The organism is Bacillus sp. RC252, assembly GCF_044909215.1.
In the GTDB taxonomy this organism is placed as follows: Bacteria; Bacillota; Bacilli; order Bacillales; family Bacillaceae_G; genus Bacillus_A; species Bacillus_A mycoides.
Genome location: NZ_JBIYDV010000026.1, coordinates 1 through 26678, shown reverse-complemented (window position 1 = coordinate 26678; position 26678 = coordinate 1). Strand labels below are relative to the sequence as shown.

Annotated in this window: 23 protein-coding genes, 6 tRNA genes, 2 pseudogenes and 1 riboswitch; of the genes and pseudogenes, 9 read left to right on the top strand and 22 right to left on the bottom strand. The window is 36.2% G+C overall.

Annotated features, from left to right (window positions below):
• Positions 1-95: 95 nt before the first annotated feature.
• The gene (locus tag ABH960_RS26310) at positions 96-311 is read left to right on the top strand and encodes a DUF3951 domain-containing protein (protein ID WP_000371388.1); all 216 of its coding nucleotides are present in this window, start codon (positions 96-98) and stop codon (positions 309-311) included.
• 16 nt (positions 312-327) lie between these two features.
• Here ABH960_RS26310 and ABH960_RS26305 read toward each other — a convergent pair whose 3' ends face one another.
• On the bottom strand, positions 328-831 hold the full coding sequence (locus tag ABH960_RS26305) for a hypothetical protein (RefSeq protein ID WP_002139912.1): 504 nt from the start codon (positions 829-831) through the stop codon (positions 328-330).
• Between the two features lie 274 nt (positions 832-1105).
• On the opposite strand from ABH960_RS26305, the gene ABH960_RS26300 reads away from it, so the two are divergent.
• Positions 1106-1552, top strand: a complete 447-nt coding sequence (locus ABH960_RS26300; protein WP_002167144.1) for a hypothetical protein — start codon at positions 1106-1108, stop codon at positions 1550-1552.
• Positions 1553-1584: 32 nt separating this feature from the next.
• Here the strand turns inward: ABH960_RS26300 and ABH960_RS26295 are convergent, their stop codons facing one another.
• The 5 genes from ABH960_RS26295 to ABH960_RS26275 all read right to left on the bottom strand — a co-directional run bounded on the left by ABH960_RS26295 (position 1585) and on the right by ABH960_RS26275 (position 7608).
• The gene (locus ABH960_RS26295; RefSeq protein ID WP_113938318.1) at positions 1585-2844 is read right to left on the bottom strand and encodes a multidrug effflux MFS transporter; all 1260 of its coding nucleotides are present in this window, start codon (positions 2842-2844) and stop codon (positions 1585-1587) included.
• A gap of 117 nt (positions 2845-2961) precedes the next feature.
• Complete coding sequence (locus ABH960_RS26290) at positions 2962-4680, bottom strand: DUF3981 domain-containing protein (RefSeq protein WP_404449384.1); 1719 nt, start codon at positions 4678-4680, stop codon at positions 2962-2964.
• 78 nt (positions 4681-4758) lie between these two features.
• A complete protein-coding gene (locus ABH960_RS26285) occupies positions 4759-5292 on the bottom strand; it encodes an MFS transporter (protein WP_012260185.1) in 534 nt (177 codons plus the stop codon).
• Positions 5289-6725 carry an FAD-binding protein gene (locus ABH960_RS26280; RefSeq protein ID WP_404449327.1) on the bottom strand — a complete coding sequence of 479 codons (1437 nt, stop codon included), beginning with the start codon at positions 6723-6725 and terminating at the stop codon, positions 5289-5291. Before ABH960_RS26280 ends, ABH960_RS26285 begins: the two co-directional genes overlap by 4 nt.
• Before the next feature lie 118 nt (positions 6726-6843).
• Complete coding sequence (locus tag ABH960_RS26275; RefSeq protein ID WP_219375208.1) at positions 6844-7608, bottom strand: hypothetical protein; 765 nt, start codon at positions 7606-7608, stop codon at positions 6844-6846.
• Between the two features lie 156 nt (positions 7609-7764).
• Between ABH960_RS26275 and ABH960_RS26270 the strand changes: the two genes are divergently transcribed.
• The 4 genes from ABH960_RS26270 to ABH960_RS26255 all read left to right on the top strand — a co-directional run bounded on the left by ABH960_RS26270 (position 7765) and on the right by ABH960_RS26255 (position 11461).
• Complete coding sequence (locus ABH960_RS26270) at positions 7765-8673, top strand: NAD(P)-dependent alcohol dehydrogenase (RefSeq protein WP_404449325.1); 909 nt, start codon at positions 7765-7767, stop codon at positions 8671-8673.
• Between the two features lie 80 nt (positions 8674-8753).
• Positions 8754-8867, top strand: a riboswitch (SAM riboswitch).
• A gap of 85 nt (positions 8868-8952) precedes the next feature.
• A complete protein-coding gene (locus ABH960_RS26265; protein WP_404449323.1) occupies positions 8953-9765 on the top strand; it encodes a MetQ/NlpA family ABC transporter substrate-binding protein in 813 nt (270 codons plus the stop codon).
• A 12-nt stretch (positions 9766-9777) separates the two neighbouring features.
• On the top strand, positions 9778-10818 hold the full coding sequence (locus tag ABH960_RS26260) for a methionine ABC transporter ATP-binding protein (RefSeq protein WP_404449321.1): 1041 nt from the start codon (positions 9778-9780) through the stop codon (positions 10816-10818).
• A complete protein-coding gene (locus ABH960_RS26255) occupies positions 10793-11461 on the top strand; it encodes a methionine ABC transporter permease (RefSeq protein WP_002124718.1) in 669 nt (222 codons plus the stop codon). Before ABH960_RS26260 ends, ABH960_RS26255 begins: the two co-directional genes overlap by 26 nt.
• 48 nt (positions 11462-11509) lie before the next feature.
• On the opposite strand, the gene ABH960_RS26250 is transcribed toward ABH960_RS26255, so the two are convergent.
• Positions 11510-12313 carry an SDR family oxidoreductase gene (locus ABH960_RS26250; protein ID WP_404449319.1) on the bottom strand — a complete coding sequence of 268 codons (804 nt, stop codon included), beginning with the start codon at positions 12311-12313 and terminating at the stop codon, positions 11510-11512.
• A 360-nt stretch (positions 12314-12673) separates the two neighbouring features.
• On the opposite strand from ABH960_RS26250, the gene ABH960_RS26245 reads away from it, so the two are divergent.
• From ABH960_RS26245 to ABH960_RS26235, 3 genes are all read left to right on the top strand, one after another.
• On the top strand, positions 12674-13165 hold the full coding sequence (locus ABH960_RS26245) for an RNA polymerase sigma factor (RefSeq protein WP_372489020.1): 492 nt from the start codon (positions 12674-12676) through the stop codon (positions 13163-13165).
• Entirely contained in the window at positions 13165-14076 is a 912-nt protein-coding gene (locus ABH960_RS26240) for a sigma factor regulator N-terminal domain-containing protein (RefSeq protein ID WP_372489019.1), read from the top strand. Before ABH960_RS26245 ends, ABH960_RS26240 begins: the two co-directional genes overlap by 1 nt.
• Before the next feature lie 246 nt (positions 14077-14322).
• Positions 14323-14829, top strand: coding sequence for a DoxX family membrane protein (locus ABH960_RS26235; protein ID WP_219300662.1), 507 nt, complete (start codon positions 14323-14325; stop codon positions 14827-14829).
• 333 nt (positions 14830-15162) lie between these two features.
• Here the strand turns inward: ABH960_RS26235 and ABH960_RS26230 are convergent, their stop codons facing one another.
• The 15 genes and pseudogenes from ABH960_RS26230 to ABH960_RS26160 form a co-directional block, all read right to left on the bottom strand.
• Positions 15163-17130, bottom strand: coding sequence for a S9 family peptidase (locus ABH960_RS26230; RefSeq protein WP_404449316.1), 1968 nt, complete (start codon positions 17128-17130; stop codon positions 15163-15165).
• A 78-nt stretch (positions 17131-17208) separates the two neighbouring features.
• Positions 17209-17381 (bottom strand): annotated as a pseudogene (locus ABH960_RS26225) (TnsA endonuclease N-terminal domain-containing protein); the annotation flags it as partial.
• A 109-nt stretch (positions 17382-17490) separates the two neighbouring features.
• Entirely contained in the window at positions 17491-19293 is a 1803-nt protein-coding gene (gene glmS, locus ABH960_RS26220) for a glutamine--fructose-6-phosphate transaminase (isomerizing) (RefSeq protein WP_113938308.1), read from the bottom strand.
• 12 nt (positions 19294-19305) lie between these two features.
• A pseudogene (locus ABH960_RS26215) lies at positions 19306-19491 on the bottom strand (hypothetical protein).
• Positions 19492-19776: 285 nt separating this feature from the next.
• Positions 19777-21123, bottom strand: coding sequence for a phosphoglucosamine mutase (gene glmM, locus ABH960_RS26210; protein WP_002139928.1), 1347 nt, complete (start codon positions 21121-21123; stop codon positions 19777-19779).
• A complete protein-coding gene (locus ABH960_RS26205) occupies positions 21116-22603 on the bottom strand; it encodes a CdaR family protein (protein ID WP_404449313.1) in 1488 nt (495 codons plus the stop codon). The genes glmM and ABH960_RS26205 overlap by 8 nt, the downstream gene beginning before the upstream one ends.
• Positions 22596-23417, bottom strand: a complete 822-nt coding sequence (cdaA, locus tag ABH960_RS26200) for a diadenylate cyclase CdaA (RefSeq protein WP_002091475.1) — start codon at positions 23415-23417, stop codon at positions 22596-22598. Before cdaA ends, ABH960_RS26205 begins: the two co-directional genes overlap by 8 nt.
• A gap of 248 nt (positions 23418-23665) precedes the next feature.
• Positions 23666-24559: an arginase gene (gene rocF, locus ABH960_RS26195; RefSeq protein WP_404449311.1), complete on the bottom strand. Its 894-nt coding sequence runs from the start codon at positions 24557-24559 to the stop codon at positions 23666-23668.
• 275 nt (positions 24560-24834) lie between these two features.
• On the bottom strand, positions 24835-25980 hold the full coding sequence (locus ABH960_RS26190) for a glycerate kinase (RefSeq protein ID WP_404449309.1): 1146 nt from the start codon (positions 25978-25980) through the stop codon (positions 24835-24837).
• 126 nt (positions 25981-26106) lie between these two features.
• Positions 26107-26179, bottom strand: a tRNA-Ala gene (locus ABH960_RS26185).
• 10 nt (positions 26180-26189) lie between these two features.
• A tRNA-Gly gene (locus ABH960_RS26180) sits at positions 26190-26261 on the bottom strand.
• 5 nt (positions 26262-26266) lie between these two features.
• A tRNA-Lys gene (locus ABH960_RS26175) sits at positions 26267-26342 on the bottom strand.
• A 5-nt stretch (positions 26343-26347) separates the two neighbouring features.
• A tRNA-Gln gene (locus tag ABH960_RS26170) sits at positions 26348-26422 on the bottom strand.
• A gap of 65 nt (positions 26423-26487) precedes the next feature.
• A tRNA-Tyr gene (locus tag ABH960_RS26165) sits at positions 26488-26571 on the bottom strand.
• 16 nt (positions 26572-26587) lie between these two features.
• A tRNA-Val gene (locus ABH960_RS26160) sits at positions 26588-26663 on the bottom strand.
• Positions 26664-26678: the final 15 nt, after the last annotated feature.

The following is a 26678-nucleotide window of genomic DNA, read 5'->3' as shown; positions in this document are numbered from 1 at the left end:
GGATATATTTAGAAAAATCAGTTTTTAATAGCGTTATTTCTTAAAATCACTACTTTAGCTTATAATAAAATTAATTACTTTAAAGGAGTTATAAAATGGATCCACTACTTCTGGCTACTATAGGATTGCCATTAACAATCGTCATACTCGTCATCATCGGCTTCTATAAACTCTTCATTAAAAAGAAAAGCATCACTTCTTTTTACACTCCATTCGATAATATTACTGGACAAACAATTTCAGAATTTCACGAAGAACAGAAGATATTAGTATCCGAGGATGAAGACGGAGATGGTAAAAAGAAAAAATAACCTTGCACACGCAAGGTTATTTTTTCGCTTCTGTTTGAAAACGTTTATAGTATGTCGATGCTGTTGCAAAATTAATTTCTATATCACGAATTAATGATGAATCTTCTTCTTTAGCTAACTTCTGTAATTTTTTCATCGCTTGTTCCGATTCATTCAAGAAACCAACATATACCTCATGTTCTTGCTCTTTCGACTTTGGAACACGAATTTCTTTACGTATATTATCAATATCTTCTAACATGCTCGTTGTTACCTTTTGCACATCTTCTTTATATGTAGCATTCGTTATTTCCTTACCGCCCTTTTCTTTTGCCACTTCAAATAACTGTAACGCCTTATTAATTTCTTTATTTATTTTCGCATCATATTTTTCATGTACTGCGCTGTATTCTTTCATTTCTTCTGTTTGCTCAGTGGATTGCTCTACCTTTTCTTTCGGTTCTTTCGTATCTTTATTTCCATTACATCCTGCTAGAAGGATCATACTTCCCATTACAGCAATACCCAAAACCTTCTTCATCTCGAATTCTCCTTTTATCTACAGCTACTACTAATTATAGTTTCTTTTATCTCCACTTGTTATTATACCGAGAACGCCCCACTTTTTACACTTAAGACGATATCTTAATATACATACCAACATTTTTGTCACAGTATCGTCACTTTATGCAAATAACTTTTGCATCACTTTACTACATCACCTTACAAAACTGTAAGCACACATAGAGAACAAACCATGCTAGACTTACATATGCATAAAGTAAGCGTAGTTCAGTTTGTAAGGAGAATCATCAATGTACAATACAATACCCTTTATGGGCGAAGATATTCGCGTCCTTATTCGCGAAAAGTCACTTCATATTGAAAATACAGAGAGCCTTCGCCGCGTATTAAAGAAGAAGCATGCTCCATTTAAGCTGGCCCAATATTTAAAGAAACAACATATAAATCAATTTCATACTGTGCTAAATATATCCGATAAATCTTTAACAATCGAGATTATCGGTCATGTCTACATTGGAAATTTTGCAGATGTCTTAAAAGAAATTCCACGCATACCGAAGATTGCTCCTATTATCGTTGAGAGGGCATATAGAATTACAGATCATACTGATATTATTGATTGCGGGGAGAAAGAGGTCGACAGTAACCGCTGGGTATGGGATAAACTTGCTTTCTTATATGATGCGATCATGAATAATATGTATGAGTTATTTCAAAGAAATGAAAAAAAGAGCTGATTCAAAGAAATGTTTGAATCAGCTCTTTTGTATTAAGCTTCTAACTTTTTATTTTGTTGCAGTTCAAACTGCTTCTCACTTCTTCTAGCCATAAATAGATAACATAATACAGCACCAATTTCACAAAGAGCTATAACAACCCCCATCGGTAATGCTGTATTACTTCCACCAATACCTACTAGCGGTGCAACAAGTGCTCCTGAAATGAACTGTAATAAACCTAGTAAAGCTGATGCTGTTCCTGCTGCTTGTTTTTGATTTCTCATCGCTAACGAGAAGCCGGTTGTTGATACAACCCCAACACTTGATACAACAAGAAATAGCGAGCATAAAACACCGATTAGCCCTATTCCAAGTGCGATTGTAAGTAGTAATGATAGACCGCCAACAGCCGCAATAATAATACCAGCAACAAATAAAGTTTTCTCATTAACTTTCCCCGCTAAGCGGCCAGTAACTTGGCTAGCAATAATAATACCAATACCGTTAATTGCAAAGAACAAACTAAACTGTTGTGGTGATGCCCCGTATATATTTTGCAACACGAACGGTGAACCAGAAATATAAGCAAACATTGCAGCTGTTACTAACCCTTGCGATAATGCATATCCCATAAATAAACGATCTTTCAAAAGCTTTCCGTATGTTGCCAGCGTTCCTGATAATCCACCTGTCTCTCTTTCTTCAGGAGGTAATGTTTCACGTAATACGAAAGTAGCTGATATTAGCATGAATACACTAATTGCTCCAAGCACGATAAAGACGCCGCGCCATGATGTGAACTGTAATAATTGTCCTCCAATAATCGGTGCCAAAATAGGTGCTGCCCCGTTTACTAACATAAGTAATGAGAAAAACTTCGTCATTTCAGAACCTGAATACATATCGCGTACCATTGCACGTGATATAACAATACCAGCAGATCCTGAAGCACCTTGTAAGAAACGTAAAAGCACTAAACTCCAAATAGATGGTGCAACAGCACAAAGTAACGAAGAAGCAACATAAATAATAAGAGCGATAATAAGAGGTTTGCGCCTTCCGTAAATGTCACTGATTGAACCAATAAATAACTGTCCTACTGAAAGCCCAAGCAGACAAGCAGTTAATGTAAGCTGCGCGAGGGATGCACCCGTTTGTAAATCATCCGTTAACTTTGGTAAAGAAGGCAAATACATATCAATAGATAATGGCCCAATTGCCGTAAGTGTCCCTAATACAAGAATCATCCATAACCTGTTTGTCTTTACAGGTTTATATACTTCGTGATTAACTCCATTCACTTTTTCCATTCACCCTTTCATATAAATACTCAATCGTAACAATTATAGTTACAACATAAATATACGTCAAGTATACCGTATTTTCCTGTTTAATAATGTAAAAAAAGCGATAGAATCTCTATCGCTTTACTTTTTCAAATTACTATTTGTAAATTTAGATACAGATGCCATCATTTCTCCTGTGTCTAAATATGTGATTTGAATTGGATCTCCTACTTCTGTAAACATTGCATATGGGAATTTCTTCGCCGGTACCATGAATACTTTTTGCTCGTTTTCTAATAGTACGTACACAATCGTATTTTCACCTGATTTTTCTTTATACACACGTTGTACAGTACCTTCTTTTTGCGCTTCTTTCCCATTTGAAGTCGGTCTAAATGAGTCACCACTTCCGCTCAGCGCATTTTTATAATTCTCAAGTGCTTCTTTTTGCGTTGAACCTGTTGCAAACACTTTTGCATTAGAAGCATATATGACAGTATGAGCACGTACTAATCCGCCGTCATCAATAACCGGTACAATCCAAGAAGGTTTACCATATACGTTATAAATAACCGGCATTGTTCCATGCCATTTCTCTCTCTTAAAGGAATTATCCACTACTTCTGTAGCAGCCGAACCATCCATAATTCCCTTTACTTCTTTTCCGTTATAGTAATACAACTTACCTGTACGCGCATCAATAAGCGAATAGCCTAGTGCAGAATCTACTCCTTCTTTCGGAGAGGTGAAATCAGTAAAATAATATAACGTTCCATCCTTACCGAAGATTGGTGTAACTCCTTCTTTCGTTCCCCACTCAGTCGGAATCTTCATATCCGTTTGTGAGAATTTTGTATTCCAAAATCCGTGAATATATTTACCGAAATACGTATTTAATGTAGATGCAGTCTCGTGATTTAATACGCCATCAACGAATTTAGGTGCCTTTCCTTTGTCGTATCTTTTCACTTCACCTGTTTGTGCGTCTACTACTACAACACCTTCTACTTCAAATCCAGATCTTCCTGAAATAAATTCACCATACGTCATTGTATAATACGGTTTCCCTTTATCATCAACTTCAAATTTTGGTTTCCCTTTAAAAACTAAATCTGGCTCTGCTTTTCGAACGACACGTTCTAATTTATTACCGAAAAACATGCTCGGCACATATTTCATTTTATAACCAAGATGCAGTTTCGCTTCCGCATCAGGATTCGTACCTGACATCGTTACGTACCCTGGAATTGTCTCAGCTTTACGTGCTTTAAAAAAGCCTGAAACTTCAATCGGTGCTACATATAAAGCCTCACCATTTACCATTTGTGGCGTTAATTCCCCTAGCTCAAAATAAGCTACTTTCGGAATATCCCCAAATACCTTTTTCATTTTATTTTCCGCTGTTTTAGGCGGAACTGTAAACGGCTGATCATTTTCAGTAAATGGCTCTGAAATATCTTTCTCGATCTTCACAACAGAATCATATTTTTTTTGCGTGATTACTATATCGTGCAAATAACCAAAATAGCTGTAACTTGCGAGTAAAACAAACATTAGAAGTCCCTTTAACGTACCTTCTAATTTCCCTACCTGCTCTTGTGAGAATAAAACAAGCCCAATTAAAATCGCTACTGCAACAGAATAATGAGTAAGAATAGAATCTGCTCGATCATCAATTAGCCAGAAATATTCATAGATTGCAATACCTATCCAAAATAAAACAGGAATAACTAAAATAGATGATTTCTTACCCTTTACAACTTTCTCATTTCCTCCTTTATCCACCGCGCGAATTTTATTACCGCTTCTAGTCCATGGAATCAAAAACAAAGTGAGAATAGCTAAAACTATAAATTTCATCAAAGGCAATGTCCCCTTTTCTTTTGTCTTCTCCATAAGTATAACAAATAAAGGGTAATCAGGTAAAAATGGGTATGATTATATTTTTTTGCTACTTAATACAATTCCACTCACTGCATATAAAATAGATGCTATATAAAAAATGGTGCCAATCGTAAAGAAATCTACTAAATATCCCGTTGCAATAACTGCTACTGCTCCTCCAACCGATGTCCACACATGATATTTTCCAATCTCATAACCAGCTTTTTTCTGTTCTACCTTTCGTGCTAACGATGTCTTCTCCGTATTACGCTGCACAGCACCTAAAATACCCATTAAAATTTGGAGAATGTATACATGCCAAACTTCTGTTGCAATAGGGAAAAAAAGCATTAATATAGCCATGGACCATGCGTATATAATTAATAACTTTCTATCACCTACCCTATCAGAGATTCTTCCAACTAACGGATATACTAGAGCTGAAGTTAAGGCAAATAAGCCGTACGCCCAGCCAAATTGCGAGAAACTATTTCCTACATTTCGAAGCAATAGTATATAAAAAGGAAATACCATACTACCCGCCATCATAATAATGCTTTGTGAGGCTACAAATCTTCTATATGTCATTTGCTATACTCCTTATAAAATAAATTCACAAACCTTTCCTCTGGGTCTACTTCCTTCTTCTTCTGAAGGAATTCTTCTATGCGAGGATACGCTTTCTTTAGTTGCTCCTTTTCCGGATAAGAATAATACGGTAAATAATAACTTCCATTATGCTTTAACGTAACATCAATCATCTTTTGAATGACCACTTTTGTTTTCTTTATTTCATCTTCAGAACGCCCTTGATTAATTAGAAGCACAAGCGCAAACATATCATCTTTCGCATAAGATAGCACCGCATTCTCATTCTTTTCTACATAGCGGATTGTGATGTTAAGAAGGTTTAATTCCTCTTCATTTAAAACACTTCGCAAATCATCTATATACTCTGCAAAACCATCTATCGGTACAAAGTACTCTTGTAAAACTTCGGTCAAGTTTGGATTATCGTATTCCATAAAAGCACTATCAGATCTCATTACGTTATTTCGAGTTTCGTACTTACCATCTGTACGTTCAAAATAACTTCTTTGTATATCCCAAAATGCGCCCTTTCCCCAGTCACTATAACGTGATAACCCAAGTAAGAATTTCGGCGCAGCTATAATATTTTCTTCTTTTAATTTGCTGTACTCTCCCAGCTTCTGTTGATCTTCTGCCAGTACATAATCTGTCACATACATTTCTTTTAAAAATGAATTTGGGGCAACAGAAATACGTGCTAAATGCATACGTATATTCTCGTCCCTTCGCACTTTATTCTTAAAGTATGAAGAGTATTCTTTATAATCTAGTACCTTCGTGTCCGTTTCATACAATTCATCGTTTGTTAACTGTAGCGTCACATCTAAAATCACACCAAATAATCCATATCCTCCAATTACATACGGAAACAAGTCAGCATTTTCTTCTCTATTTACATTACGCACCGTACCATCTGCCATTAACAATCTGAACGACTCTACTGTATCAATCAATGCTTCATGACGAATATCACGCCCATGTACATTTACACTTAATGAACCACCAACAGTAAAAATATTTTGAGATTGCATCACTTGAACTGCAAGACCATATGGATTGATTTTCTTTTGAATGTCATTCCATGTGACACCACTTTGCACCCTAATCCTCTTCTTCTCCGGATCGAATTCTAATATTTCATTATATCCTTTCATATCAAGCATCGTACCGTTAGGATAATATGTCTGCCCGCCTTGGCTATGTTGCATACCTGCAATAGAAATCTTCTCTCCAGATACTTTTGCATCTTGCACTAACTTTTTTAATGAACTTTCATCCTCAGCATTTTCAACACGTTTAATTTTCGTTGGAAGCAACTTTCCTACATCACTCATAATAGGATGATCCAGTTGCTCTTTGTATGTATATATAGATGTCGCGAGCAACACTGTATACGCTACAATAACAACTGCTATCTTTCTTTTTTTCAAATGGCACTCTCCCCTTCTAACGTTCTTCCTCTTCATATTGTACCTACTTTCCTACGAAGAAGGTATTAACAAAAAAGAGAGAGACCCTTTATTTTAGGTCCCTCCCTCATCAAAACTGTTACTTTGCTGCTGGCAGCTGTATTGGCTCAAACTTTTCGTACGATGTATATTTTGCATTCGTAATAATGTGTGCCTTATCCTTACCATTACTACTCATAATCATATCTATCTTCGCTGATTCATATTTAAAATCTTTTGTAATGATATATTCCGCATCCACTTCTTCTATCTTTGCGTTTTGTGCTTGTAGCATTTTCTTCTGCGTTTCATCCATGCTAGTTAACATACTCTCTGTTTCTTGCCCTTTTAATATAAACGTCAGCTTATATTTATCTCCGCTTTTCTCCATCTTCATTTTATCTAAAACTACTGCTGGCACTTCTAAATTATCTATAATATCTTGAGTGGCTTTCATTCCGCCAGCATTTAATTGCTCCTCCGGTACAGATATAACTTCTCCTGTATTAGGGTTTTTCACCTCACCAGCAACTTTACCATCCACAGTATACACTACAACATCTGTACCAGAAATATTCATTTCAGAACGAGAATTCTTTGTCTTTGGCTCTAATTGCATTTTAGCCTTTAATATATCCATCTCTGTTCCCTCAGCTTTTATCCCTACATCATATGTCATCGTTACATTTTCTTCGTTTTTAAAAGCTTCGTTCGTTTTCTTGAAAACATCCTTCGCTGCTAATTCCTTTTCTTTTTGAACTGATTCTTTTTTCGGTTCATCCGTCTTTGCTGTTTTCTCATTACTACACCCTGCACCTAAAATAACTGCAAGGATCATACTAGAAGTTAAAATAAGTTTTTTCATAATTTCTCCTCCTTTCCAAAAGGATATCATCTATTTTCCTTTGAAATCTATATACTTTTTAATATTTCTATTTAACTTTATTTCTCGAATAACAACATGTTTAAAGAAATACTTAAATATGTTGTAAATAAAAACAACTAAATTCAGGAGGTCATTATGAAAGCAATTATTTGCACAAAGTATGGGCCGCCTAATGTTCTCAAACTTCAAGATGTAGAGAAACCTACTCCTAAAAAGAATGAAGTATTAGTTAAGATTCACGCAACAAGTGTAACTACTGGAGATTGTAGAATGCGAAGCTTCACTAGTCCTCTTTTATTTTGGATTCCTATGCGATTTGTATTAGGTTTTAGAAAACCAAGAAAGCCTATACTCGGTGTAGAGTTATCTGGTGAAATTGAGGAAGTAGGAACGGATGTAACTCAATTCAAAAAAGGAGATTACATCTTTGCATTAACAGGACTTAACGTTGGTGGTTATGCTGAATACGCATGCGTATATGAAAGTGGATTGATAGCATTAAAACCTACCAATGTGACGTATGAAGAAGCGGCAGTTATTCCTTTCGGCGGAACTTCAGCATTACATTTTCTGAGAAAAGGGCACATAAAAAAGGGACAACAAGTACTTATATATGGCGCTTCCGGATCAGTAGGTACCGCTGCTGTGCAACTTGCTAAATATTTCGGTGCGACTGTTACAGCTGTTTGTAGCAATTCAAATTTTGAGTTAGTACAATCTTTAGGAGCTAATCACGTAATTGACTATACGAAAGAAGATTTTACAAAACGCGATGAACGCTACGATATTATATTCGATGCAGTTGGAAAAATTAAAAAATCCTATTGCAAGAGCGCATTAACAGCTAACGGTAAATACGTATCAGTCAACGGAACGATGGCAAAAGTAAGCAAAGAAGATATGCTTCTACTAAAAATGCTAACGGAAGAAGAAAAATTAAAGCCAGTTATCGATAAAACTTACCCGTTAGAAGAAATTTCAGAGGCTCATACGTACGTAGAGACCGGACATAAAAAAGGGAATGTTTCCATTACCTTAAAATAAAATATATTCAGAAAATAATATTGACAATTCTTTTTGTAACATTTACTATTAGTACCATATTTAAAAACTACATACACATACTCTTATCAAGAGTGGCGGAGGGACTGGCCCGATGATGCCCGGCAACCGAGCTTATAACGTATAAGCTAAGGTGCTAATTCCTGCAGAACGATTTTCGTTTTGGAAGATAAGAGAGGAACCTATTTCGTCTATTCGGCACCTCTCTTATTTTTGAGAGGTGCTTTTTATTTTGGAACGTATATTAAGGGGGAATTATAGATGAAAAAGATATTATTAAGTATTGTAAGTGGAGCTGTATTATTGTTAGGCGCATGTGGTGCTAATTCTGATAAAGAGGTAAAAGCATTAGATGAGAAAAAGATTACAGTTGGTGTAACAGGCGGACCGCATGAACAAATTTTTGAAAGGGTGAAAGAAGTTGCAGCAAAAGATGGCCTCCAAATCGATATAAAGGTATTTAATGATTATGTAGCACCAAACGTATCTTTAGATGAAAAAAGCCTCGATGTAAATAGCTACCAAACAAAATCTTATTTAGACGTATTTAAAGCTGAACGTAATATGAAATTAACTGAAGTATTTTCCACAGTAACATTCCCTATGGGTATATACTCTAAAAACTTAAAAGATGTAAAAGAATTAAAAGAGGGTGACGCAATTGCTGTCCCAAATGACCCAACAAATGAGTTGCGTGCTTTAAAGCTATTTGAAAAAGCAGGTGTTTTAAAAGTTGATCCAAAAGCTACAGAAAAAGCGACTGCAAAAGATGTAATTGAAAATCCGAAAAATTTAAAGATTGTTGAATTAGAGGCATCTCAATTACCAACGCAGCTAAGTGAAGTGAAGGCAGCTGCGATTAATACAAACTTTGCATTAGGTGCAAAATTAAGTCCAGCAAAAGATTCTATTTTCCGCGAGGGAAAAGATTCACCATATGTGAACTGGGTCGTTGTGCGTACTGAAAATAAAGATGATGCTGTTGTAAATAAATTAAAGAAAGCTTATCAATCTAAAGAAGTAAAAGATTTCATTGAGAAAAAATTCGATGGTTCTGTTTTACCGTCTTGGTAGGAGCTGACTATAATGATTGAATTAAAAAACATCTCCAAAGTATTTTCAACAAAAAAAGGGAATGTTGAGGCCCTTAAACCAACTTCCCTTAAAGTAAAAAAGGGTGAAGTATTTGGAATCATCGGATATAGCGGCGCTGGTAAAAGTACATTAATTCGTTGTGTAAATTTATTAGAAAAACCAACGACAGGAAATATCATTATAAACGAACAAGATTTAACAACCTTATCGACGAAAGAACTCGCAAAAGCGAGACAAAAAATCGGCATGATTTTTCAAGGATTCAATTTACTTAAAACCGTTACCGTTTATGAAAACATCGCACTACCCTTACGTCTATCTGGTCTTCCCAAAAATGAAATTGAAAAAAGGGTAGAAAAGTATTTACGCATTGTTGATCTCTTTAATAAAAAAGATGCCTATCCAAGTGAATTATCTGGTGGTCAAAAACAACGTGTAGCAATCGCTCGCGCACTATCTCATGAGCCTGAAGTTTTATTAAGTGATGAAGCAACGAGCGCATTAGATCCGGAAACGACCGATTCTATTCTTGATTTATTATTAAAGATCAACGAAGAAATCGGAATTACGATTTTGCTAATTACACACGAAATGAATGTCATCCAGCGTATTTGTGACCAAGTTGCTGTAATGGAACATGGATCTGTCGTTGAAAGTGGAACAGTGAAGGACATTTTTACAGATCCACAACATGTAACAACGAAGAAATTTGTAAATAGCGCGTTTGCAGCTAAAATTCCAGAAGAGGTACAGAAAGAACTACAAAGCACCGGGGAAATCGTAACACTTTCATTTATAGGAACCGCTTCAGGAGAACCAGCGTTAGCTGTCGCTACAAAACGTTTCCACGTATATCCTAATATTTTATCAGGCAATATTACGCAGTTAAAACATGGGGCATATGGAAAACTGATCGTTCATATGCAAGGTGAAAAAAGTGAAGTACACCGTGCCTTATCATTTTTACAAGAACAAGGGATCATCGTAGAAGGAGGTAGAACAGATTATGGGAAACAAGTCCTTTTTGGATGAGTGGGGTAACGTAATATGGGAAGCAACAATTCAAACATTTCAAATGACATCTATTTCACTACTTATCTCTATTCTTATTGCATTACCACTCGGTGTCACACTTGTTTTAACGAGACCTGGTGGACAGCGAGAAAATAAAATTATCTATCCTATTCTTAATACAGTTATTAATATCATTCGTTCTCTTCCGTTTATCATTCTATTATTCTTCATTTTACCTTTTACAAAGTTTCTAATGGGAACGTCCATTGGCGTGCAAGGTGTTATCGTACCACTTGTTGTCTTCACAGCCCCTTACATTGCCCGTTTAATGGAAACTGCTTTATTAGAAGTGGACCGTGGTGTCATTGAAGCATATCAAGCAATGGGAGTCTCTACTTTAAAAATCATTTGGCACGTTATGGTTAAAGAAGCTCGCCCGTCTCTCGTACTTGGATTAACAATCGCAACGATCGGCTTAATCGGTGCAACAGCAATGGCTGGACTTGTAGGTGCTGGCGGCCTTGGTGATTTAGCATATCGATTCGGGCATTTACGCTACGAACCTGAAGTAATGTATGCAACAGTCTTTATTTTGATTATCCTCGTTCAAGGATTACAGTCATTAGGGAATGGTGTTGCACGAAGATTGAAGAAAGATTAAAAAGAAGGTATCTCACTAAAATGAGATACCTTCTTTTTATTTATAAATTTATCTCTTAAATCCACCTTCTGAATGAATAACTTGTCCTGTAATCCACCCGGCTTCTTCACTCACTAAAAACTTAATAAGCCTTGCTGCATCCTTTGGTTCACCAATTCTGCCAAAAGGAAACATCGGTGTTAACCCGCGCTTTATCTCTTCAGTCATCCATCCCGTATTAGTTGGACCTGGATTAATCGCATTAACCGTTATCCCTAAATGAGCCACTTCTGCTGCTAACGTACTAGTGAGAGCGTCAATAGCTCCCTTCGTCGTTGCATACGCTAATTCTCCAGCCATAGGCCCTTTAAATTGTCCCGACGTCATATTCACAATTCTACCACCAGATTTTTTATCAAATCCTTGGGCAAACTTACTACTTAACAATGTAGTGCCGCGAACATTTACCATATAATGTTTATCTAACTCTTCAGCAGTCAAATTAGAGAAATCATTATTCGTAGAATATGCTGCGTTATTAATTAATATATCAGGGTACCCCATTTGTTCAGTAACTTTATTTATAAGTTGTTCCGGCGCATCATTCCGAGTTAAATCTAACTCCATACTTGATACTTCAACACCGTTCTTTATCAGCTCTTCTTTTAATTGTATTTGTTCTTTTGGATCAACGCCCCAAGGCATCTCTTTATCGTAATTCGTCCAGTACGTAAAAAAGACATCGTATCCTGCTTCAGCTAATTCTTTACAAATCGCTGCTCCAATACCATCTAGACGACTAACACCTGTAACCACAGCTACTTTATTTTTTAATTGATTCATACTATACTCCTCCAAGTTTAAAGGACGCATATTTTATATAAGAGATATAAATTTCCCTACGCATTATCTTTACAAAAGGGATGTACAAGCCAAATATGCAATCCTTGAATGATTTACAGACAGTTAAATAAACCCTCACTTACGAGAGAAAAATTTATCTATCTAGTTTCTAATCATTACAAGTTCGTACACATATCCAGTCTTTGTCTCCTTTCCATATATCTCCACATTCCATTTTAACATTAGGGATTTAATATTCCAACAAATAAAATATCTATTCCTGTTTATGAAGTATCCTATACTATAAACCATAGTTAATAACTTATTTAAATTTAAAGTGTATACATTTATCATTACCTATCCGTTGTATAAGTGTAGGGAGGAAAAGTGATGGGAAAAGAAAATATATTGACCTCCTATCTTATCAGTTTAGGAGAGGAAGTGTTCAAACTATTACTAGCGAAAGGGGCTATAAAAGAAGATGCAGAAGACATCATCCAAAATACTTTCTATAAAGTATACACGTTGCTAGATGACCTAACCGAGAGTAACATACGTCCATGGTTTTTCAGAGTCGCATTAAACGAATACATTGACTTGAAGAGAAAAAAGGAGCAGCAAAACATCTATTTAACTGAAGAGATTTATTCAAAATTACAATATACAGACCGAGAATTGGATGCTGTTTTAAATAAAGATGAGATTTTCTATCTATTAAAAGATATAAAACTAGAATATAAAGAAGCCTTCTTTTTAAAGTACTATTACAACTTTTCATATGAAGAAATCGCTCTAATATTAGATATTCAAGTAAACAGTGTCAAACAAAAATTACATCGCGCACGTAAAATAATTCATTCTACAGTAGGAGGAAAAACTTAATGGACACTTCTTTAAAAGATGCGTTAAAAAAAGCGAAACGTAAGCAATTACTCAAAACCATTATTACTTCTATTATCGTCGTAATAATACTTATCCCTATATTTTATAAGATCGGTAATTACTTCGCAGCGAAAAGTTCTACGAAACTTCACGAACATCTCTTTTTACATAACGCAATTGCAGAACCGAATGTGCAAATTGATTCTCAAGTAACGAGTAACTCATCCATGTTTGGCGGCAATATTATATCAAATCGTTCTAAAAATATTAATGGTTATGTAGTCCCGTGGAACACATTAACAAGTTCCTATGGTTGGCTCCGTACCAACATTGATACCAACGAATTAACGCCCGGCTTTTATTGGTCCGATACAGAGTTCTATGAGTACGATAAACAAACTAAAAATAAATTCGCGACATTTTATAATCCAGCTATTAAAGAATATCATGATGGTGTCCAAAATGAATTAGGCGAAGTTTCACAAATGAACAACTATGTTGCAGAAGTTGCTCTCTCATTCAATCAACCCTATACATTACAAGAAATTAAAGAAAAAATTCCAGATACCTTAAACATTGTATGGCTATATATGACATCACCAATTGGAGATGAAAGTAAAGGGCCTGCTGGTATGCCGGTTTACGGATTCAATCCAGATAAGTCCCCTGAAGAAGCGTACAAAGAGTTCGTTGATTCACTTAAACAATACGATGACGATGGACATGATGAAGGCATTCAGAAGTTTTTAAAATCAAACAAAAACAAACCCTTTGATCAAGTGAAAATTTTAGGTGTCATGCTAACCGGGAAAACAGAGAATTTTAAGGCGTTAGAAAACCAAGGCTTTATTCGCGGTGCCTCTGTAGGAGCTACTGCGCAAGTAGTTCCTTATATAAAACCAGAGAAATAATAAAGAAAAGATAAACTAATAGTAACTAGTTAAAAGAACGTGCATTAATCTATTTACTATGGGAGCTATCTATTTTAGTGGAAAGCTCCCATCCCTCATTTATTGTTCATCCTCCAAAAAATAAATTTCCAAATACTTTATGTACAAATGAAAAATCATAATTTTTGTTCACATTATATCCATTGTGAATCTATTCACAATGGATATATAATAAACATGTAAATACAATACATTGGAGGGATTTCAATGGTTATCAATTTTTTAAGAACTGATAAACGCGCTACTTTCATATTATTATTTTTACGACTTTACATAGGATATGCATGGCTTGCTGCTGGAATAGGAAAAGTTTTTGGACAATCTTTTGACGCAAGTGGTTTTCTAAAAGGAGCTATCGCTCAAGCATCAGGTGACCACCCTGCAGTACAAGGTTGGTGGGCAGATTTTCTTCAACATTTTGTTCTTCCAAACGCAGACCTATTTAGCTTTTTAGTTCAATGGGGAGAAATTTTAGTAGGGCTAGGTTTGATTTTAGGTGGATTAACAAAAACAGCTGCATTTTTCGGCATCATAATGAACCTTTCATTTTTATTAAGCGGAACTGTTAGTGTAAACCCAAACCTGCTTATTTTAACTATGTTCATTTTAGTTGCAGGACATAATGCTGGACGTATTGGATTAGATGGTTATGTTTTCCCAAAACTTTTCAAAAAAAATAACCGTGAAGCATATAAATTAAATAAGACTGCATAAGAACAGTTCATCTTTTAAATATAAGCTAATAAGAAACACAATCATTCTCTCACATAAAGTGAAACCGAAATCTACAATCAGATTTCGGTTTTTTGATATACAATAGATTACCTAAACTATTCACAATTGGATATAATACAAACTTATCTATAGAAGTAATTTATATTTATATAAACGTTATAAGTTACCTTATAACGTTTATCTATCTGAAAATCTAATAATACGTATACTTGCAGATGAACCAGAAGCAAGAGCTACAATCACAAGCTAAATATGAAAACAGCCCTCCTTATGAAGACTGTTTCATCCTTATGTATCCTGTGAGGATATCCATTATAAAACCCTAAAATCTTTCATACTTTCTCCAAGAATATAGTGTGAAAACCACATCAAATTCTGCTTCATAATAGCCACATTCATTCCGGGCTGGTCAGAACTATATGCCATTCCTTTAAATATAATTAATTCTGCATCCACTTCCATATCCCTTAATCCTTGATATAGCTCATATGCGTTTAGAGTTGGAATTCTTGCATCCTTTTCGCCATGTTGGATTAAGGTGGGCGTACAGGCTGATTTAATATATGTCATTGGCGATGTTTTTGTATATATATCTGGATCATTCCATGGAGTATTTCCTAAATGCATTCTAATAAAGTAAGGGATATCTGTATTTACATAATGGGTACTCCAGTTAGTAATTCCGCCCCCAACTGAAATAGCTTTAAATCTATTACTAAACGTAGAACAGAAGGCTGATATATATCCTCCGTTACTCCATCCCATAACTCCTACTCTATCTTTATCTACCATCCCTTGCTCAACTAGTTTATCCACTCCAGATATAACATCATCATAGTCAGCAATTCCCTGTTTTCTATAGTTTGCTTTTAAAAATTCATTACCATAACCAGAACTTCCCCTATAGTTTGGCTCTAAAACGATAAAGCCTTTTTCAACAAACTGTTCAATCGGATATTTCTCATTAAAACAGTCTGAAAATATCGGAAAGGATGCCCAAGCTGGTCCACCATGGATTACTACTAATAAGGGATATTTTCCATTTGCGTCAAACTCTACTGGAGTTGATAAAACACCCTCTATTTCAAGACCATCACTACTTTTCCATGAGATTATTTCTCTATTACTTTTAAGCTTTCCTTCGAAAAAGATATTTTCATTCGTTATTTTTTTATCGTCTAAATAGATTTCAAAGGTTTCATTTGTAATAGCTTTATTATAGGATATATGTTTTCCATCCCTTGTTATAGAAGCATCCATTATAAAGCCATCTACGTTTTCACTTAACATTTCTACAGTGCCATCCTCAGATAGCAAGCCAGTGAGGTAATTCGTTTTATCCTGCCATCTAATTAAAATTCCTTTAGCTGTCCACTGTAATGGCATAACCGTACTATCAAAATCTAGTAAAGGTCGAATTAGCTCTCCATTATTCATATCATATATCTCTAATGTACTGTCTTGTATATGAGTCTTATAGTACTCCTTCTCCCTTATGCTTGCTGAGTAACATATTTTGCTGCCCTCAGGAGAAAAGCAAACGCTCTCTCCTAACAACTTATCTATATTCATTTTTTGTAGTTTGCCAACTTCAATATCTAATATGTATAGATCACCATTCATATAATCGCTTAGGCTTGGCGTAGCCATAAATACAACCTTTTTCCCATCATTTGAAATATCAAAGTTATGTATATAAAAATCCTTACCCTCAGTTAATTGATAAACACCGCTAACCTCTCGCTCCTCTTTATCATTTTGTATCACTTTTTCTATTTCAATGTAATATAAACAATTATTCCGATGTTCCTTACCTGCATGTTGGAAGTCCCCATATAGCTCTTTACGTTTCTTTATTTCCTCACATTCTTTTGACTGTGCAACATAATAAAAACCTTTACCAGTAGGCTCCCATTTGAATGTACTGACCCCTTCTTCCTCATCAGTAATTTGTAACTCACTATAACCATCTATTGACTTAACAAAGATTTGATTTTTCTTATTATCCCCCTCACCAACTGGGTTAAGGTATGCGATATCCCTAGAATCTGGGGACCATAATGGGTGTATACTGTCTATATCCCCAGTTGTTAATGGGTAACTCTGCTCCTTATCTTTTTCATATATCCATATATGATTCCTATATGTATTTTCTTTCCAGTTAGCTGTCTTCTTAACAAATGCTACATTTTTGCCATCGTCACTTATGTTTGTACTTGATAAGGTTGGTAATGAAATAATCTCTTCTATACTTAAATATGTTTTTTCTTTCACCTTCATTAATAAACCCCCTCGTAATGTCTAGTAATCTAATTTGTTCAATAAAGTGAAACTTTAATCAGTGGTTTTTTTCCATCAACGAATATCCGAAAAAACAACAGAAAATTCAGTTAAATAAAAGTAGTTCCGTCCCAAATTCGATAAAACCTCATGTTGTCTGCCGGTTTTTATACTTTTTAAATCCCACTGCCAGTTCCTTGCCCCTCTTTAATCCACTTATCGATTTTAGATGTTCTTTTTTTTCGACACAAAAATGCCCCTTTAGATAATCATATCCAAAGGGGCAAAGCTTCACAACTTTTTTATAAATGTCGTGACTTTATTTTAAATTTACAATAATCTAGTTACTCTACCAATCTCCTACTCAACAGTAACAGATTTAGCTAAGTTACGTGGCTTATCAACGTCACATTCGCGGTGAAGCGCTGCGTAGTATGAGATAAGTTGGAATGGAATAACTGCTACTAGCGGTGCTAGTGCTTCGTGTACAGCTGGTAATACGAAGCTGTCTCCTTCCATTTCTAAGCCTTTCATTGAAATGATACATGGGTTAGCTCCGCGTGCTACTACTTCTTTCACGTTACCACGAATTCCAAGGTTTACGTGCTCTTGTGTAGCAAGGGCGATAACTGGTGTACCGTTTTCGATTAAGGCGATTGTACCGTGTTTTAATTCTCCTCCAGCAAATCCTTCTGCTTGGATGTAAGAGATTTCTTTTAGTTTTAACGCACCTTCTAAACCTACGAAGAAGTCTACGCTACGTCCGATGAAGAAGCAGTTACGCGTTGTTGCTAAAAATTGTTTTGCTAATGCGTCCATCTCTTCTTTTTGATCACAAAGTACTACCATTGCATTTGCTACAAGTCCTAATTCATGTGTTAAATCGAAATCAAGAACCTCACCTTTTGCTTTTGCAATGTCAGCCGCTAAGATTGAAAGTACTGCAAGCTGTGCTGTGTATGCTTTCGTCGATGCAACTGCGATTTCTGGTCCTGCATATAAAGGAAGTGTATAATCAGCTTCACGAGAAAGCGTAGAACCAGGTACGTTTGTAATTGTTAATGCTTTATGACCCATTTCATTTGTTTGCACAAGTACTGCACGGCTATCAGCTGTTTCACCACTTTGTGAAATGTAAATGAAGAATGGTCTTTCTGTTAATAATGGCATGTTGTAAGAGAATTCACTTGCTACATGTACTTCAACTGGTACTTTCGCAAATTTCTCAATGAATTGCTTTCCAACAAGACCTGCATGATAACTTGTTCCACATGCAATGATGTAAATGCGATCGCTATCTAAAATTGCGTTACGGATATCTTGATCTAATTCAATTCCGCCATTTTCATCTTGGTACTTTTGAATAATATTACGGATTACAAGTGGTTGCTCGTCGATTTCTTTTAGCATGAAATGAGGATACGTTCCTTTTTCAATATCACTTGCGTCTAATTCCGCTGTAAACGGTGCACGTTCAATCGTTTCACCTTGTAAGTTTTTAATTGTAATGCTTTCTTTTGTTACGATTACCATTTCTTTATCCATTAACTCGATAAATTGATCTGTAACTTGTAACATCGCCATAGCGTCGCTTGCAATAACATTAAAGTTATCACCAGCACCTACTAATAGCGGGCTTTTGTTTTTAGCAACATAAATCATGTTTGGATTTTCAGCATCAAGTAGTCCGATTGCGTAAGAACCATGTAAAAGAGATAACGTTTTTCGGAACGCATCTTCTACACTTAGTCCTGTACTTACTTGTTGTTCCATAAGCTGCACGATAATTTCTGTATCTGTTTCACTTACGAACGTTACATCTTGTAAATATTCTTTTTTCACTAATTCATAGTTTTCAATTACACCGTTATGAACTAGTGTAAAACGTTTTGATGTACTTTGATGCGGATGCGCGTTTAATTTGCTTGGAACACCGTGTGTAGCCCAGCGTGTGTGACCGATTCCCACGCTTGCTGCTACATTCTCTTCTACGACTTCGCGAAGTTTTGCAATACGGCCTTTTTCTTTGTATACAATAACACCGTTCTCTGCTTGTACTGCAATACCTGCTGAATCATATCCGCGATATTCTAGCTTTTCTAAACCTTTTAATAAAATTTCCTTTGCATCTTGCTCTCCAATAAATCCTACGATTCCACACATGTTTAGTCGCCGTTACAAATGCTTACACTGCTCTGCGAACATGTAACGACATAGTCCGATACCATTTTTATTTATACTAAAAAACGGATTACATATTGCTAGCCCTGTAAGCTTGTAACGGCTTTCACCTTCCTCTCGATTGGGTTAAAGTCCGTATATACTTATACAGCTAGTATTCATCCGTTCCTCTTCTCTCATCACACTTTCACCTTTGTCCACTAAGTCACCTTAATGTTTTAAGTAAAAGATTGCGGTTGTGATGAACAACCGGGAGTCATCCGCCGAAATCTCGATAAACTCCACCTCGTCAACTACACTACTTGTAGTTCTGGCGCTTTTATAATTTACAATATTTCCTTTGAGAAAAAGAACAAGACCATCGTATAACAAACAATATAAATCGTCAATGAAATTTTTTTCATTGTCTATAAAAAATATGAAAAAGGAGCACTTTTTGTGCTCCTTTTAAATAAAATCGGCTAATTATTCAACGCCAACTTCAGCTTTCACAACTTCTACAATACGATGTACATACCCATCACAAATTTCTTGTGTCGGTGCTTCTGCCATTACACGAATAAGTGGTTCTGTTCCAGATGGACGAACAAGAATACGACCGTCTCCGTTCATTTCTTCCTCTACAACACGAATAATTTCTTTAATTTTCTCATTTTCTAGTGCTAGTTTCTTATCTGTTACACGAACATTTACTAGTAATTGTGGGAATTTTGTCATCTCGCCTGCAAGCTCAGATAATGGTTTTTTCGTCATTTTCATGATATTTACAAGTTGAAGTGCACTTAACATTCCATCACCAGTTGTAATGTAATCAAGTAAGATAATATGACCTGATTGTTCTCCGCCCAGGTTATATCCACCACGTTTCATCTCTTCCATTACGTAGCGATCACCAACTGCTGTTTTATCACTTGTAATATTGTTTGCTTCAAGCGCTTTGTAGAAACCTAAGTTACTCATAACTGTTGAAACAACTGTATTATGTTTCAATTGACCAGTTTCTTTCATATACTTCGCGCAAATAAACATAATTTGATCGCCATCAACGATGTTTCCTTTTTCGTCTACTGCGATTAAACGGTCTCCGTCACCATCAAAAGCAAGACCAATGTCAGCACCTTTTTCTTTTACTAATTCAGCTAATACTTCTGGATGCGTAGAACCTACTCCGGCGTTAATATTCATACCGTTCGGTGAAGTTCCCATTGTTGAAATATCAGCTTCTAAATCTGCAAATAAATATGGAGCTAAAGAAGATGTAGCACCATGTGCACAATCTAAAGCAATATGTAAACCAGAGAAATCTTCCTCTACAGTTTGTTTAATGTATTGTAAATATTTTTGTCCACCTTCAAAGTAATCACTCACTTGTCCAAGGTTAGTACCTGTTGGACGTGGTAGCTCATCAACTTCTTTGTCTAATAACGCTTCAATTTCTGCTTCTTGCTCATCTGTTAATTTAAATCCATCTGAACCGAAGAACTTAATTCCATTATCTTGTACTGGGTTATGAGATGCAGAGATCATAACACCTGCTTGCGCCCCTAAAGCTTTTGTTAAATAAGCCACACCTGGTGTAGAAATAACACCAAGGCGCATTACTTCCGCTCCAGTTGATAATAGGCCTGCTACTAAAGCTCCTTCTAGCATATGTCCAGATACACGTGTATCACGGCCAATAATTACTTTTGGACGATCTGTATCTTTTGTTAATACATAGCCGCCAAAACGTCCTATTTTAAAAGCTAATTCAGGTGTTAATTCCTTATTTGCAACCCCACGTACTCCGTCTGTACCAAAATATTTACCCATTATTATTCGCTCCTTTTTCGTGCTCTTTTTGATTATCTACTGTTGGTTCTTGGCTCGTTTCTTGGCCATTTTCTTTTTCTTTGTCTTTTTCTTTGTCTTTATCTTTTTCCTGATCCTTTTCTGGATTAGGTTCAGGATTTTTTGGTTTTTCAGTTTGATTTTCTTGATTGTTTTTTGAATCTGGTTGTTCAATATTACCCTGTACTTCTTTATCCGGCTTTTCTTTCTTCACAATTGTGACTTTAGCACTTTTTTGTTTTGCTTCTATCGAAATATTACCAGGACCACTCACTTGAATAGCAACATCTTTCGTCCCCGGAGATACATTTTGCAGATTAATCGCCGCTGTTATTTGAGCAACTGTTATTTTATCTACTATACTTGCTTCTCCTGAAATATCAACGCTTATCTTTCCATCTTGTGGCGAAAGTAGCTGCGCAGTAACATCATTCGGAATTCCACTTTTTTGAATCGGGATACCATCAATAGTTTTACTTTTCGTTTGTTTTACCTTTTGTACCCCTATGGAAACCTTCACTTGATTTGGTTTTGCACTTGTTACACCTTTTGGCAATAAAACAGAGGCATCGAATGTTGTAGAATCCGTCAATTGACTAAGATCTACCTCGACCCCCTCTATAGATTGTATATTATCCAAAATGTCTTTTGGACCTGCTATCGTTACTTCTTTTGGTTCAACACTAATATTTGTAACAGCTAAACCTTCTGGTAGATTCCCTTTTTTCGAATATGTTAAAGGAACTGTTTTTTCGACATTATTTGCTGTAGCTTGTGTCGCTACATTCACCGTTACACTTATTTTAGATGGACTTGTTTTTACATTTAAACGTTTTCCTTCTTTATTGTATAATGTAACGTCTGCTGTTTTTGTAACTGTTTTATTAACACCTTTTAAATCTATATATGCCTTAGCAGATGAAATACTTTCTATTTCTTCTTTTGTTCCAACTACTTCAACAGTGTCAGGCTTAATACTTGATTTCTCAATGGTAGCACCTGCTGGCATCTGGTCTTCATTTGATAATTTTAAATCTACATGAACATACTTTTTCGCTTTTTCATGAAGAGTGACTTTAATTGTTGCTGGCTGAACTGTCCCCTTCACATCATCTGGAAGCCCGTTCGCTTTTAAAGAAACTTCATAAGTTCCTTTTTGACTATCTCGCAAATCAACTGATATATCAAATTGTTTTTTTGCTTTTGCTGTAGCAACTGCTGATTTTGGGCCTTCCAACTTCACCTTGACTCCACCTGCTGGAATACCACTTACAATATATTTCTCTTCATCATACTTAAGGGTAATAGGATAATCAGTTAATGTTTCTTTCGTTTCATTTACGAAAGGTAATATACTCGATGTCGTATTTTTTTCAGTTAAAGTTGCTGACATAAAAAGCATACACGCCAATAGTAATGAGATTCCTTTTAAAAACCAATGATTCTCCATTAACTTATCCATGACGCTTTCTCCTCCAATTCCATAAAGACGAAGAAGTCGTTTTTTCGTTCCCACTAAATTCAGCTAACAACATATCCTTTAGCTGTTCTGTCTTCAAATCACGATGTAACTCACCGTTTTTCGTTAAAGAAATTTGGCCTGTTTCTTCCGACACAACTACTGTAATACTATCGGTGACTTCACTAACTCCCATTGCAGCGCGATGCCTAGTTCCTAACTCCTTAGAAATAAATGGGCTTTCTGATAAAGGAAGGTAACATGCTGCTGCTTTAATTGTACTTCCCTGCATAATTACTGCTCCATCATGAAGAGGGGTATTAGGGATAAAAATATTAATGAGTAATTCCGATGATACATTTGCATTTAGCGGAATACCCGTTTCTACATAATCATCCATCCCAGTCTCTTTTGACAAAGTAATTAGTGCACCAATTCTACGTTTTCCCATATATTCCGTTGCTTTAGCTATCGCTGTTGCAACAATTTCAGGTTCATCTTCCCCCTGATTTCCCACACGCGAAAATAAGCTACCCCGTCCTAGCTGCTCAAGTGCTCTTCTCAATTCTGGCTGGAAGATAATAATAACGGCTAAAAATCCCCACGTTAATACTTGTTCCGTTAGCCAATATAGCGTATGCAATTCAAGTAAAATACTAATCATCCGGACGACAATAATAACTGTAATACCTTTTAAAAGTTGCACAGCCTTCGTGCCCCGAATTATAAGAATTAGCTTATATATAATAAACCATACAACAGCAATATCTAATGCCGTACTAAGATATTTCAAAATGGTCGTATCTTCAAAAGGCATGCTAACCCTTCCTCCTACTTACGAGCAATTCTATCCATATATTGAAATATTATTTTATGCTCTATCTGTATGTATTTCCAACAACTAGTTAATTATACCATACATGAACCAAACGACAATTACAAACGCCCCCCTTTAGCTTAAATTGGTAAGATGTCAAACTTTCTTATCCTACAGTATAATATAAGTCATTATTATACGCCTATTTTCAAATAAAAAAAGCAACTTCTCAGTTGCTTTTCTTACATTTATTTTAGTTTTTCACCGAATAAAGAACCCATTAAAGCAACCGCTGTTGTTGCTGTTCTATTTCTCTCATCTAAAATCGTATTTACTTCAACAAATTCAGCAGATGTAACAATATCAGCTTCTGCTAACATTTCCATCGCTAGGTGGCTTTCACGATACGATAGACCACCAATTACAGGTGTTCCAACTCCTGGTGCGTCATGAGGATCAAGCCCATCTAAATCTAATGATAAATGAACACCGTCAGTATGAGATAAATACGCAATTGTTTCTTCCATAACAGCCGTCATACCCATACGATCAATTTCATGCATTGAGAATACTTTAATGCCTTCTTCACGAATAAAGTCCTTTTCTCCTTCATCTAATGCACGTGCACCGATAATTACAACGTTCTCTTTCTTCACCTTTGGATATGACCCGTATAAGTCTACAAGTAAAGAATGTCCATATCCTAAACTTGCAGCAAGTGACATACCGTGAATATTTCCAGATGGTGAAGTCTCTTCTGTATTTAAATCACCGTGTGCATCATACCAAATAACACCTAAATTTTTATAATGTTTCGCCACACCAGCTAACGTACCGATAGCAATACTATGATCGCCGCCCAATACAAGTGGAAAACGACCTTCTTCTATACTATGATCAACCTTAGTCGCTAGTTCGTTACATACAGTTGCAACTTGAGTAAGGTTTCGTAATTTTGTATTTTCATCTACTTCTTTTTCTCTCTCTATACATATATCTCCCATATCTTTTACGTCATATCCAATTTGTTCAATTCTTTCAACTACCCCTGCATAACGGATCGCGCTTGGTCCCATATCAACCCCACGACGCATCTGTCCTAAATCCATTGGAACTCCAATAACTGAGATTTCTTTTTTCATAGATAGTATCCCCCTTTTATGCCTTCACTAAATATTTTAAATCTTTTATATAGTCTGACTCAACTCGACATTTTTCTGCATGGATATACATTTTATTCACTTATATTTACGTTAGAATCCCAATTTTTAAACCATTCTATGTATAAAGTTAAGTTAACTTAATGAACCAACTAACTTTTCTATCAGCTAATATTTTTATCAGTGCTTTTCTCCATCACCACCTAGGATTACACAAGATACCCTCAAATAACTGGATAAAAAAAACACTTCTACATTTAGAAGCGTTTTTTTGATGCTAGTTTCCACACTGCTGCAATATTTTTTGCTGTCATTTCGATATTCTCTTCTGCCGCTTTATATGCTTCTTCTAATGTCATTGGGCTAGCCGTAATACTAAACACTGCATCAATTCCCTTTTCGTAAACAGTCGTATAATTCGAGGATACAGATCCACCAATAGCAATTACAGGAATATGACGACATTTCGCCCGCTTCGCGACACCAACAGGAGCTTTTCCATAAGCTGTTTGTTCATCTATCCTTCCCTCACCAGTTACAATAAGATCGGCACCCTCTATACACTTATCAAAATTTGTATAATCTAATACAATTTCAATCCCTTTTCTTAGCTGTCCCTTTAGTACTGCAACGACAGCCGCTCCCATTCCTCCAGCTGCCCCTGTACCAGGTATTAGGGACACATCAAAAGATACGTACTGTTTAAGTATATTAGCATAATGTTTTAAATTCCCGTCTAGCTCTTTCATCATCTCTACATTCGCACCCTTTTGTCTCCCAAATACAAAAGACGCTCCCTTTGGTCCAACTAATGGATTGTCGACATCACATGCTGCTTCTAGCTTTATATCCTTCAAACGTGTATCCATACGAGAAAGGTTAAGAGCAGTAATCAAATGTAATGTTCCTCCAGAGGGCTCAATTACTTCACCTTTCCTATTAATAAACTCTACGCCTAAAGCAGACAACATACCTGCCCCACCATCATTTGTAGCACTTCCTCCAAGCCCTAAAATAATGTGTTTAGCTCCTTGATCTAATGCATGTAATATCAGTTCACCTGTCCCTTTTGTAGTTGTAATAAGTGGGTTTCTCTTTTCAATTGGAACGTGTTGTAATCCTGATGCTGCCGCCATTTCAATAAATGCTGTCTCCCTATCCTTAGACATACCATAATAGGCTTGCACGCTCTCTCCAAGCGGCCCTGTCACATTAAGTGATATAATTTCCCCCATTGTAGCACCAACAAGAGATTCGACCGTTCCTTCACCTCCATCTCCAATTGGTACTTTAACGTACTCTGCTTTAGGAAAAACTGCTGCAAAGCCCCTTTCAATAGCTTCACATACCTCTATAGCTTTCAGGCTTTCTTTATATGAATCCGATGCAATGACAACTTTCATAATTATCCCCCCCCTTATTCAATCCCTTTTTTTCATTTTAAACGATATACGGAAAAGTTTCCTTTTTGAGTGAAATTTAAACACAAAAAAGCTTACATCATTTGATGTAAGCTTTCCCTATTTATATGGAGCCTAGCGGGATCGAACCGCTGACCTCCTGCGTGCAAGGCAGGCGCTCTCCCAGCTGAGCTAAGGCCCCTTAGTAATTAAGCGGAAGACGGGATTCGAACCCGCGACCCCAACCTTGGCAAGGTTGTATTCTACCACTGAACTACTTCCGCGAAAATGGTGAGCCATGAAGGATTCGAACCTTCGACCCTCTGATTAAAAGTCAGATGCTCTACCAACTGAGCTAATGGCTCGTAAATGGCTGGGCTAGCTGGATTCGAACCAGCGCATGACGGAGTCAAAGTCCGTTGCCTTACCGCTTGGCTATAGCCCATTAATATTTACTAGTATGGTTATCTTTTCAAAAAAATAAACCCTCTCAGGTTATTTTAAAGAAAATGGTGGAGGGGGGCAGATTCGAACTGCCGAACCCAAAGGAGCGGATTTACAGTCCGCCGCGTTTAGCCACTTCGCTACCCCTCCGACATTTAAAAATATATGGTGGAGGATGACGGGATCGAACCGCCGACCCCCTGCTTGTAAGGCAGGTGCTCTCCCAGCTGAGCTAATCCTCCAAAAGTGGTGACCCG